General features: G+C 73.4%; 8 protein-coding genes. 3 read left to right on the top strand and 5 right to left on the bottom strand.

The features are described 5' to 3' along the window. The coding region (gene glgB, locus PV341_RS19790; protein WP_500358563.1) for a 1,4-alpha-glucan branching enzyme at window positions 1-2505 on the top strand (2505 nt) is incomplete at its 5' end. A 7-nt stretch (window positions 2506-2512) separates the two neighbouring features. On the opposite strand, the gene PV341_RS19785 is transcribed toward glgB, so the two are convergent. Next, window positions 2513-3010: a hypothetical protein gene (locus PV341_RS19785; protein WP_500325266.1), complete on the bottom strand. Its 498-nt coding sequence runs from the start codon at window positions 3008-3010 to the stop codon at window positions 2513-2515. Between the two features lie 165 nt (window positions 3011-3175). Further along, window positions 3176-3955, bottom strand: a complete 780-nt coding sequence (locus PV341_RS19780; protein ID WP_500325268.1) for a metallophosphoesterase family protein — start codon at window positions 3953-3955, stop codon at window positions 3176-3178. A gap of 163 nt (window positions 3956-4118) precedes the next feature. On the opposite strand from PV341_RS19780, the gene PV341_RS19775 reads away from it, so the two are divergent. Further along, the gene (locus tag PV341_RS19775) at window positions 4119-5054 is read left to right on the top strand and encodes a DUF4231 domain-containing protein (protein WP_499514088.1); all 936 of its coding nucleotides are present in this window, start codon (window positions 4119-4121) and stop codon (window positions 5052-5054) included. A 37-nt stretch (window positions 5055-5091) separates the two neighbouring features. Continuing rightward, window positions 5092-5982 carry an alpha/beta fold hydrolase gene (locus PV341_RS19770; protein ID WP_500325270.1) on the top strand — a complete coding sequence of 297 codons (891 nt, stop codon included), beginning with the start codon at window positions 5092-5094 and terminating at the stop codon, window positions 5980-5982. A gap of 7 nt (window positions 5983-5989) precedes the next feature. Here the strand turns inward: PV341_RS19770 and fxsT are convergent, their stop codons facing one another. From fxsT to PV341_RS19755, 3 genes are all read right to left on the bottom strand, one after another. Further along, entirely contained in the window at window positions 5990-9907 is a 3918-nt protein-coding gene (gene fxsT / locus PV341_RS19765) for an FxSxx-COOH system tetratricopeptide repeat protein (protein WP_500358561.1), read from the bottom strand. After that, window positions 9891-11234, bottom strand: coding sequence for a TIR-like protein FxsC (locus PV341_RS19760; protein ID WP_500325274.1), 1344 nt, complete (start codon window positions 11232-11234; stop codon window positions 9891-9893). The genes fxsT and PV341_RS19760 overlap by 17 nt, the downstream gene beginning before the upstream one ends. A 120-nt stretch (window positions 11235-11354) precedes the next feature. Then, a complete protein-coding gene (locus PV341_RS19755) occupies window positions 11355-12140 on the bottom strand; it encodes an AAC(3) family N-acetyltransferase (RefSeq protein WP_500358560.1) in 786 nt (261 codons plus the stop codon). Window position 12141 lies beyond the last annotated feature (1 nt).

Raw genomic sequence — 12141 nt, 5'->3', positions numbered from 1 at the left:
CCGGCGGCCTTCTGCGGCCCGCCGGCCTCGGCCGCCGGGCCGCAGAAGGCCGCCGGCGCGAAGCCCGCACGTGGGGGGAAGACCGTCGGCGCGGAACCCGCGTCCGAGGGCGCCCGCCCGGCCGCAGCGGACCGCCCGCGACCGGAGGCGTCCGGCTCCTCCGAGGCCGTCGCGCGGGGCTACGACCCTGGCGGGTCCGGGCGGCCGGCCGCCTCGGGCACCGCGCCGCGCACCGCGCCCCCCGCGGGGGTCGGCCACCAGGCGCCGCCGCCCGCGCCCGAGGTCGCGCCGGCCGCCGGCCCCGTGACCGGCGATGTGCCCCCGGCCCCGGAGCTCGACCCCGGCGAGCGGCGCCGGCTGCTGGACGGCGCCCACCACGACCCGCACGGGCTGCTCGGCGTCCACCGCGTGGCGGACGGCCTGGCCTTCCGGGCGCTGCGGCCGTACGCGCGGAGCGTGGCCGTCGTCACCGGCGACGGGGCGCGGACGGTGCTGCACCACGAGGGCGACGGGCTGTTCAGCGGTGTGCTGCCGCTGACCGAGGTCCCCGCGTACCGGCTCGCCGTCACCTACGACGGCGACGAGCGCGAGGTGGACGACCCGTACCGCTTCCTGCCGGCGCTCGGCGAGTTCGACCTGCACCTGATCAACGAGGGGCGGCACGAGCAGTTGTGGAAGGCGCTCGGCGCCGAGCCGATGACCCATGAGGGCGTCACCGGCACCCGGTTCACCGTGTGGGCGCCCAACGCGCGCGGGGTGCGGGTGGTCGGCGACTTCACCTGCTGGGACGGCACCGCCTTCCCGATGCGCTCACTGGGCTCGTCCGGCGTGTGGGAGCTGTTCCTGCCCGAGGTCGGCGAGGGGCAGCGCTACAAGTTCGAGGTCTGCGGGCCGGACGGCGGGCGGCGGCTCAAGGCCGACCCGATGGCCCGCCGCACCGAGACACCGCCCGCCACCGCCTCCGTCGTCACCGCGTCCCGCCACGAATGGCAGGACGCCGACTGGATGGCCTCGCGCGGCCGCGTGCCGGTGCACGAGGCGCCCTTGTCGGTGTACGAGGTGCACCTCGCCTCGTGGCGGCCGGGGCTGTCGTACCGCGAACTGGCCGAACAGCTCCCGGCGTACGTGCGCGACCTGGGCTTCACGCACGTGGAGCTGATGCCGGTCGCCGAGCACCCCTTCGGCGGCTCGTGGGGCTACCAGGTCACCTCGTACTACGCCCCCACCGCCCGGATGGGCACCCCGGACGACTTCCGGTACCTGGTGGACGCGCTGCACCGGGCGGGCATCGGCGTCATCATGGACTGGGTGCCGGCTCACTTCCCCAAGGACGACTGGGCGCTGGCGGACTTCGACGGCACCAACCTCTACGAGCACCCCTGGCGCGGGGACCATCCCGACTGGGGGACGCTGGAGTTCGACTTCGGCCGCACCGAGGTCCGCAATTTCCTGGTGGCCAACGCGGTCTACTGGTGCGAGGAGTTCCACATCGACGGGCTGCGGGTGGACGCCGTCGCCTCCATGCTCTACCTGGACTACTCCCGCGAGGACGGCCAGTGGGCGCCGAACGCGTACGGCGGGCGCGAGGACCTGGACGCCGTCGCCTTCCTGCAGGAGATGAACGCGACCGTCTACCGGCGCTGCCCCGGTGTCGTCACCATCGCCGAGGAGTCCACCGCCTGGGACGGCGTCACCCGGCCCACCCACCACGTCGGCCCGGCCGGCTTCGGCGGGCTCGGCTTCGGCCTGAAGTGGAACATGGGGTGGATGCACGACTCGCTGGAGTACATCAAGCACGAGCCGGTGCACCGCAAGTACCACCACAACGAGATGACCTTCTCGATGGTGTACGCCTACAGCGAGAACTACGTCCTGCCGATCTCGCACGACGAGGTCGTCCACGGCAAGGGCGCGCTGGTGGCCAAGATGCCCGGCGACTGGTGGCAGCAGCGCGCCGGCCACCGCGCCTACCTCGGCTTCATGTGGGCCCACCCGGGCAAGCAACTGCTCTTTATGGGACAGGAGTTCGCGCAGGGAGCCGAGTGGTCCCACGACCACGGGCCGGACTGGTGGCTGCTCGACGAGACCTACTCCGCGGCGGGCGACCACCGCGGAGTGCGGGACCTCGTCCGTGACCTCAACACCTGCTACCGGGCCACACCGGCGCTGTGGCAGCTCGACACCACCCCGGACGGCTTCGCCTGGCTCGACGGCGGCGCCGCCGAGGACAACGTCTTCTCCTTCGTGCGCCTCGACGCCGGGGGGAACCCGCTGGTCGCGGTCAGCAACTTCTCGCCGGTGGTCCGCCACGGCTACCGGATCGGCGTGCCGGACGGGGTGGAGGCGCTGCGGGAGGTGCTCAACACCGACGCCGCCGCCTACGGCGGGAGCGACGTCACCAACCCCGAGCCGCTGAAGTCCGAGCCGGTCGCCTGGAACGGCCGGCGCGAGAGCGTGCAGCTCACCCTGCCGCCGCTGGCCACGGTCTGGCTGCGGCCGGCCTGACCGTACGTCACGGGATGCCGAGTGCGGCCCGCCTGCGCCACGCCAGGTGCAGGCAGGCCCGCCCCGCGGAGTGGGTGCGGGGGTGCCTGGCGTAGCCGAGGACGTTCTCCTCGGTGAAGGGCAGCCCCCGGTGGCCGTGGCCGACCACGATCACACCCTCCTCGTTGCGCTCGGTCATGCCGCCGAAGACGGTGTCGAAGGTCGCGGCCTCCCACACGCAGACGGTGAGCAGCTCCGGCTTCCAGTTCAGCGGGTCGAGCCCGAGCCCGAGGAAGCTGAAGCGGGCCCGGCCCTCGCGGGCGGCGCGGTTCATGCTCGCGTACGGCTCGTCGGTGTCGTAGTCGAGGGTCGCCCCGCCGACGCCCCCGGCGTCCGGCGCGCCGAGGAACTCCTCCGCGTACTCGCGCATCGTGTTGTGCCACAGGTCCAGGTCGGAGTGCCAGACCGGCAGCACGTCGGCGTGCGGCTGGAACTCCCCGGCGGGGACGACGTGGGTGGTGTTCATGGCGGTGGCCACGCCCTGGGCGTCGCGCCGGTCGAGGAAGAAGTACGCCCGGTCGCCGTCGACCCTGACGGTGAGGGTGCTGACGCCGGACTGGGCGCAGCGGCGGCCCAGGTCGAAGGGGCCCCCAGCCAGCGGCCGTAGCGGCCGGCCATCGGGGCGTCGCCGTCACGGTGGCGCAGGGCGGCCTCGTAGCGCGGGCCGCCCGTCGCGCGGGCCCCACGCGTCGATCACGGCCTCGGCCGGATGGCAGCCGAGGACGTACTCCCGCACCCACCGCGCCGCGCCGTCGAAGCCGGACTCCGCGACGATCCGTGCGGCCGCCGCCTCGCGGTCGTAGACGGTGCGACGCAGCTGGACGCCGCCCGCGCCCAGGAGCGCCCAGTGGGCGCCGCCGCGGCCGTACGGCATACCGACGCTCCCGGGGTTGACGACCAGCCGGCCGTGGACGACCCGGGCGTACGGCATGTGCGTGTGCCCGCAGACGACGGTCTCCACCTCGGGGGCGACGCCGGACATCACCTCGGCCCAGCGCTCGGCGCGGGAGTCGACGAGCACGATCTCCTCGTCGTCGCGCGGGGTTGCGTGGCAGAACAGCGTCCGGCCCGGGCCGTCGACCTCCAGCTCCACGGTGTCCGGGAGGCCTGCCAGCAGGGTCACCTGGTCCTCGCGGAGCCGTCGCGCGGCCCAGTCCGACTCCGGGTACCCGGTGGTCCTGCCCGTACGGCGGTGCTCGACCAGTTCGCGGTCCGCGTTGCCGCGGATCCACAGGGCGCGCCCGCCGAGGTCGCGCAGCGCGTCGAGGGTGGGCACCGGCATCGGGCCCGCCGCGTGGTCCCCGGTGAGGACCACCCGCTCGGCGGTGCGGACGTCGGGCTCGGCCAGTACGGCCTGCAGGGCCGGCAGGTTGCCGTGGACGTCGGACAGGACCGCGACTCGTGTCAGCACACCCCTCAGCCTGCCCGCCGCTCCGGCCCGTGCGGCGCACGTTCGCCGAGGGCGTGACGGACGTGCCGCGCGCGGCGCCGCCCGCGCGGCCACGGCGCGTGCGGGGAGCGGGAGTTCGGCCGGACGCCTACTGGGCTGCCGCCCCCGGCACGCCCATACTGGGATGACTGCGGGATTCAGCGAGTGCGGGGGGCCGCTGCCGATGGTGAGCGAACGCGAGTTGCTCCCGGACCTGTTCCGGTCCGCCGACCGGGCGTCACTGCGGGGCCAGTGGCAGACCGTACGGCTGTCGCGCCAGCAGCTCGGGCTGCTCACGGTGGCCTCCGTCTTCAGCTCCTTCGACGCCACCGCGGGCCGCCTGCACTGGGCTTCCTGGCTCGCGGCCGTCCTGTTCGCGTACGCCGCGTGGACCACCTGGGTGATCCACCGCCAGAACCCGCAGGCGCTGTGGTACGAGGGCCGGGCGCTGGCCGAGTCCATGAAGACGCTCGCCTGGAAGTACTCGGTGCGGGCCGACCCCTTCACGCCGCCCGGCGACGAACGCGACCCGGACGCCCTGTACCGGCTGCAGCTCGGTGACGTCCTGCACACCTTCCGGCGCAGCAGGGCCCTGCCCTCCCACGTCGACTCGGGCATCACCCCGGCGATGCGGCGGCTGCGGGACGCGCCGCTGCGCGTGCGGCACGACGTGTACCTGCGGGAGCGCATCCGGGTGCAGCACGAGTGGTACACGATGAAGGCGGTCCGCTGCGAGGTGAACGGGCGCCGGGCGGGACGGCTGGCGATGGCCTTCCCGCTGCTCGGCGTCCTCTTCCTGGTGCTGCGGGCGGGCGGCTGGTCACCCTTCGACACCCTTGGCTTCGTGTCGGCCATCACGGCCTCGGTGGCGGCCTGGGCGCAGCTGCGCCAGTACAGCCCGCTGGCCGCGGCGTACCGGGTGGCGGCCGACGAACTGGAGCTGATCCGGGTGCAGCTGGCGTCCTTGGACCTGGACGACCCGCATGCCGAGCACCTGTGGTCGCAGCTGACCCGGGACGCCGAGGACGCGGTGTCCCGGGAGCACACCACCTGGCAGGCGAGGCGCGAGATGCGCGTGTGAGGGACGGACCGCGGGACACGAGAGGGGGCTGCTCGCAGTGCGTGTCGTACGGGCGAGGGACGGGCGGGAACTGGCGGTGGAGACCCGGGGCGATCCGCGGGGCAGGCCCGTGTTCCTGCTGCACGGCACACCCGGCAGCCGGCTCGGCCCGGTGCCGCGCAGCGCCGTGCTGTACCGGCTGGGGGTGCGGCTGATCTCCTTCGACCGGCCCGGGTACGGCGGCTCCGAGCGGCTGCCCGGCCGGCGGGTCGCGGACGTCGCCGCCGATGTCGCGGCGATCGCCGACGCCATGGGCCTGGACGCGTTCGCGGTGGTCGGCCGCTCGGGCGGCGGGCCGCACTCGCTCGCGTGCGCCGCGCTGCTGCCCGACCGTGTGACGCGGGTGGCGGTGCTGGTGGGGCTCGCGCCGCGGGACGCGCAGGGGCTCGCCTGGTACGCGGGGATGACCCGGTCCAACGTCCGCGACCACACCACCGCCGACGCGGCGCAACGGCGGCTCGCCGCCCGGCTGGAACTGCGCTCCCGCACCATCCGCGACGACCCGGCCAGCCTGCTCGCCGTGCTCCGGGAGGAGATGCCGGAGCCGGACCAGCGGGTGATCGCGGACGCGGGCCTGCGCACGATGCTGCTGCGCACCTACGCGGAGGCGCTGCGCACCTCGGCCGACGGCTGGATCGACGACACGCTGGCGTTCAACCGTAGCTGGGGGTTCGGACTGGACCGCATCGCGGCGCCGGTGCTGCTGTGGCACGGCGAGGACGACGTGTTCTCGCCGGTGGCGCACTCGCGCTGGCTGGCCGAGCACATCCCCGGCGCGAGCATGGTGGTGCAGCCGGGGGCCGCGCACTTCGCGGCCCTGTCGGTGCTGCCCAAGGTGCTCGCCTGGGCGGCCGCCGGGGGCGGTCGGGCGCGGTCGATGCCCGCCTGACCGCCGCTCACACCGGCTGCGGCTCCAGGTCCCGGTTGACCCGGTACCACTCGCGGGCGGCCCGGCTGAGGGGGTGCTCCTCGCCGAGCAGCCGTACGCACTCCGGGAGCACCTTGCTGCGGATCGCCTGCGCCCGTGCGTGCCGGCCGGACTGCCGCAGGGCGTAGGCCAGGTTGATCTCGCAGGCCAGGGCGTCCGGGTGCTCGGGACCGTAGCGCTCGGTGAGGCCGCGCAGTGCGGTCTCCAGGAGGGTCACGGCACGGTCGGTGTCCCCCTGTTCGCCCGTGGCGTTGCCCAGGTTGATCGTGCAGTTGAGGGTGTAGGGGTGCCGGGGGCCGACCGCGCGTTCCAGCCCGGCCAGGGTTTCGGTGCCGACCGCCACGGCCTCCTCGGCGTTGCCGCTGCCCCGCAGGTAGATGGCGAGGTTGTTGCGGCAGGCCAGGGTGAACGGGTGGTCGTCGCCGAGCAGCCGGCGGTAGGCGGCGAGGGCGTCGGTCGCCAGGTCGCGGGCCTTCGCCTTGTCGCCGGCCGCCGAGTAGTCGGCGGCGAGGTTGAGCGCGCAGGCGAGCGTGTCGGGCACGTCGGGCCCGTACCGCTCCAGGTAGCGGTCGTACGTCACCTGGGTGAGCCGCATCGCCTCCGCGGCGCGGCCCGCCTTGCGCAGCGAGACGGCGAGGCTCTTGGCGTTGCGGAGGGTCTCGGGCACGTCGGGGTTGAGGACGTCCTGGAAGACGTCCATCACCTCTTCGAGCATCGCGACGGAACCGGTGTAGTCGCCGATCTCCCGCAGGTCGCGGGCGAGGTTGGCCTTGGTGGACAGGGTGTACGGGTGGCGGTCGCCGAGCATCGGGGTGCGCCGGTCCACGGTCTCCTGGTCCAGCCGGCGGGCGAGTTCGGAGTCCCCGGTGAGCCGGTAGTCGATGGCGAGGTTGTTGGCCGCGACGAGCGAGCGCGGGTGCTGCTCGCCGAAGATGTCCTTGAAGCCGGCGTAGATCTGCTCGTCGCGTTCCCTGGCCTCCTGGAACAGGCCCAGCGCCCGCAGGTCCGCGGCGAGGCTGCCGCCGGTGATCAGGGTGTGCGGGTGGCCGGGGGCCAGCAGGGCGGTCTGCCGGGCCAGAGTGTCCTCGTCGTACTGCCGGGCCTCCTGGTACTTGCCCTGCGAGCGGAGCACGTTGGCGAGCTCGAACTGCAGGTTGAGGGTCTGCAGGTCGTCCTCGCCGAGGGACTGCTGCCACACGCCGAGCAGTTGCTCGGCCAGTTGCCTGGCCTGCTCCAGTTCGCCGCTCTTCCACAGGTAGCGGACACGGTTGACCAGCAGCTGGCGTGGTTTCTCCTCGCGGCAGTCCTCGGCCTGCGACGGCGCGAGGTGCGGCCAGATCAGCTCGAACCCGGGCCAGTTCGCCGGGTCGTTGATGGCGTCCTCCGGCGGCCGGGCCTCGGCGAGGATGCGGTGCACCTCGTGCATCGTGTCCTGCTGGTCGTCCTGCGACATCTCCGAGCGCACGGCGGCCTGCACCAGCCGGTGCACCTGGATGCTGCTGTCGGCCGGGTCGACCTTGGCCAGGGCGAAGCGGTTGAGCGCCTGGATGACCTTGCCGAGCATGTAGCGGTCGCGCAGCTGGGGGTCGTGCGGCAGCAGCGCCTGGATCATGGAGTCGCTCTCGATGAGGGTCATCGAGATCGGCTCGGCCGCGAAGAACGCGCACAGCTCCAGCAGCCGGACGGCGGCCTTGGACTGGTTGCGCAGCCGGCTGATGGAGATGCTCCAGGTCGCCCCGACCTCCCGCGGGTAGCCGGCGGCGGTGGTGACCGACAGCGCCTTGGTCGTCTGCTCCATGAGCTGGTGCACGTAGACGTCGACGGGGGTGGCGGTCTCGGCGAGCCACGCGGCGGCCACCTCGACCGCCAGCGGCAGGTCACCGACCGCCTCGGCCACCTGCCCGGCGTCCTCCCGGCTCATCCCGCCGACCCGGCGGCGCAGGTGCTCCACGCTCTCCGAGCGGTTGAAGACCTCGATCTCCAGGGGCTCGGTCGGTCCCGTCGGCGGCTTGTTCCGGGCGGTGACCACGATGTGGCCGCGTCCCCCGGGGAAGAAGCGGCGCACCCGCTCGGGGTCCTCGACGTTGTCGAACACCAGCAGCCAGCGCGGGAAGCGGGTGCCGGTGGCCAGTTCCTCACGGGCCGCCTCGGCGGCCTCGGACACGCTGTCGCCGACCCTCAGCTCCAGGCGGCGGGCGAGTTCGGCGAGGGAGGGCGCGATCCGGTCCTCCTGCTCCGCCTCGATCCACCACACGAGGTCGTAGTCGGCCTTGAAGCGGTGCGCGTACTCCAGCGCCACCTGCGTCTTGCCGACGCCGCCGAGGCCGTGGAGGGTCTGCGGGAAGGGCTGGACGGAGGGGTTGCCGCCGCCCAGGCGGTCGCGCAGCCGGTCCAGGACGGTGGAGCGGCCGGTGAAGAAGGTGTTGCGGGGCCGCAGGTTGGACACCTTGGGGTCGCCGACGGGGTAGCGCGGGCCGTTGGTCATGGCGGTCGGGCTGAGGTCCGTGTCGTCACGGCCGAGGGCGCGCAGCAGCGTGGTGGCGGCCGCGGCGTGGTCGAGCCGCACCAGGCTGACCGGGCTGCGCTGGGCCAGCGGCGGGCCGGGGCGGACGTCGCCGACCCGGATCGGCAGCAGTTGGTGCTGCGGGCCCGAGGGGTCGGTGCCCGCGCTCGACTCCCACACCCGCATGGCCCGCCGGGACCGCAGGTAGGCGGCGGAGAGCACGACGAGGGTGCGGGCGGAGGCCCCGGCCACGGCGGGCTGTTCCGCGGGGGCGGTGTGGGTCTCCACGTCCCAGGGGACGACCCGGAACCCGGCCCGGGTCAGGATCCACTCGATCCAGTCCGCCCACATGCGGTCCTCGGGCACGTACGCCAGCACCAGGCCGGACGGCGGGACGGGCCTGCGCCGAGTGAACTCCGCCGCCCAGCACAGCCGTTCGGACTCCGCGATCGGGGGCAGCGAGTTCACCGCGCCGCCGGAGACCACGGAGGTCAGGCGTTCGCAGGCCGACAGCATCGAGCTGGACAGGCCCGGGGCGTCCCCGAAGGTCGCCAGGATCTCCTCGTAGGCGTAGAAGGGGCGGTAGGGGATCTCCACCGACCCCCAGTAGGAGACGAGTTCGTCGTCGTCCATGCCGGCCGGGAGACCGTCGAACTGGGCGCGGGCCAGGGCCCGTCCGGCGTCCGCCTTCTCCTTCTCGCCGTCGTCGATGCGCATGGGCACGGGGAAGATGCGGATGCCCCGGCCGTTGTAGCGCTCCTCGATGTCACGGGCGACGGCGGCGGCGCCGAAGATGCTCTGGTCGCTGAGGGTGAAGCAGACCACCAGCTCGTCGGGCATGTGGACGGTGCAGATGTCGGCGATGTCGCTGAGGCCGGTACGGCTGTCGATGAGGACGTAGTCGTAGTGGCGGCGCATGTCCGCGCGCATGGCGTCCAGGAACTGGCCGCCGCCGAAGCGGTCGTAGAAGACGTCCCAGTCGATGCCGGTGAGCGCGGTGGAGTAGTTGCGGTCCTGCCGGCCCGCGGACAGGTAGTCCAGGCTGCCGCCGCCGGGGAAGGCCCAGTTGAGGGATATGGCGTGCGGGCGGACCCGGGCGAACTGGCGGTGCCAGTCGGGCGGCCGCGGCACGTCGCGCAGCGCCTCCTCCCGGTACTCGGTGATCAGGTCGATCATGCCGGTGGTGGCCGCGAGCGCGGAGGGGTCCAGGAAGGGGTGGAAGAAGCGGAAGAGGCCCGGGGCCTCCAGGTCCCAGTCCACCGTCAGCACCCGGTGGCCGTTGGCGGCGAGGATCCAGGCGGTGTTCGCCAGGGCCATGGTCCGTCCGGTGCCGCCCTTGTACGAGTAGAACGTGATCACACGTCCGTTACGGCTCTCGGTCATCCTCGCCCTCCGGTTTGTCGGGTTCCGTGGTGCCGCGGTCGTCGTGCAGGCCGTACGGGGAGGAGCGCTCGGGTCCGTACGCCCCTGGGGACGGGCCCCGGAGCCTGGGGCGCGAACTGTGCGGGCCCTGGGGCGGGAAGGCCGGGGCGTGGGCGGCGTAGTGCTTGGCGGCGCGTCCCACGGCCCTGGGCACGTCGTCGCTGAACGCCTCCAGGCTCGGGATGTTGTTGCGGACGAAGCGCCCGCCCGGGCCGTCCGCGCGGCTGGGGTCGAGGGCGTCGTCGGCGAGGCGGCGCAGGGCCTCCTCGTGGCCGCCCGACTCCGGGTCGGCGCGGTTCCACGGCACCAGGACGCTGACCCAGGGCCGGTGCTCGCTGCCGAAGCGGCTCAGCATCTCCCGCCGGTCGGGCGAGTCCAGCGCCCAGCGGTCGAGCAGCAGCAGTCCGGGGGCGGTGGGCGTGGGGTCCAGCAGGCGGTCCAGCTCCTCCTCGAACACCCCCACGCTGACCCGGTAGTCGAGGTTGCGCGCCAGGTCGGCCGCGTGGTCGGCGAGCGGCCGGCTGCTCTGCGGGCGGTAGGGGTTCCAGTCGCGCGGCGAGGGCCCGTAACAGGTGGGGCTGCGGCCCGCGGGCAGTTCCTCGGCGTCGCAGCAGGCGAGCACCGTCACGCGCAGCGGCCGGCTGGTGCCCGGGGGGCCGAAGGCACTGGGGACGTGGTGGTAGTCGAGGTGACGCCCTTTGGCGATCTTGGTGTCCTCGACGACCTGCACGATGCGCTGTGCGAGGCGGTAGACGGCCCGCTCGTACTCGTGCTTGAGGTAGCTGAGCTTGATCAGCCCGTAGAAGCCCTCGGCGGCGTAGTCCTCGCCGAAGTCCGCGTGGTTGAACTGCAGTCCCTCGGCCGGGCCCGGCATGTCGTTCGCGGCGACCGGCACCCACAGCGCGGGCACGATGCCGGATATCGGGCGGTCGTGCAGGGACCGGTGGTGGACGGCGCGCTGGGAGAAGGCGAACCACTCCTTGCCGCACTGCTGGCTGCGGAAGTAGCGGGGCGAATAGAGCGGGACGAAGACCTGGCAGTGCGCCAGCGCCTCGGCGAGCGATTCCGGCCAGCCCTCGCCGACGTTCATCCCCCGGTCCATGAAGCCCGCCTTGACCCCGGCGGGCAGCGTCGTCATCTGCAGGATGTGCGCGCACAGGTCGTTGTAGAGCTTGGCGACCCACAGGTCGGGGTCGGGATCCGAGGGGTCGTTCCTGGGGGTGTGCGCGTAACTGAGGAAGAAATAGGGCTTGTCCGAGGCGTCTCCCTGCCCCACGGGTAATGCCATGCGCCATCTCCCCCGCCCGCCTGCACGACCCCACTCCGCCCCTCGTGAGGGAACCTCAGTGTAGGAACCGTCTATTCTCCGGCGGAATAGCGCATGACCATCATTTTTGCCCGGATTACGTCAACGGCCGTTGTTCGCCAGCCACTTGGCGATGACGTCCACGGCGTCGGCGATCGGCACCAGATGACAGGGCGCGTCGCCGAGGGGACCGTCCAGCACCGCGCACTCGCGCGCCACCACCGGGACCAGCCTCGGGAAGTGGCGGTCGTCGATGTCGGGCGCCTGGAAGTGCACCCACTCCTTGCCGCCGTCCGCGCTGCGCACCAGGGCCTGGTAAGGGCGGTCCGGCGGCGGGACCGCCCGGTAGTCGGCGAGGTGGTAGGCGGTGCAGACCCACAGGTCCACGCCGACCAGCAGGGCACGGGCCCGCAGGTCGTACAGCCGGGCGGTGGGCGAGTCCTCGCCCAGGTGGCTCTCCAGCTCGTGGCCCTCGGTGACGAAGCGCGCGGCCGGGCCGAAGGCGGTGAAGGAGGTGTGCGGGTGCGCGCTGCGCAGCGCGCCCGGCACCAGCCGGACCTCCTCGGCGAGCCGTCCCACGGTGGGCGAGACGGGGGTGGTCAGCGGGTCGAAGGCGGGCATCGCGTCGCGGTAGGCGGCCAGTTCCGCCTCGCTCATGCCCTCCGTGCGCTGCCGGTCCAGCCGGGAGGTGACGGAGTTCTCCGGGGTCGCCGCGTACGCGACCAGGGTGCCGTGCTCGCCCAGCGCCGCCCGCAGCGCCTCGACCACGGTGCGTCCGCCGCCCTCGACCGGGCCGACCGCCTTCAGCGAGCCCTGGACGAGCAGCACGTCCCCAGCCTCGACTCCCAGCGCGCGCAGATCCCGGGTCAGGCTTTCCAGGGTGTGCACC

It is taken from the genome of Streptomyces sp. PA03-1a, from assembly GCF_033792805.1.
Taxonomy (GTDB): Bacteria; Actinomycetota; Actinomycetes; order Streptomycetales; family Streptomycetaceae; genus Actinacidiphila.
This window is presented reverse-complemented; position numbering and strand designations above follow the sequence as displayed.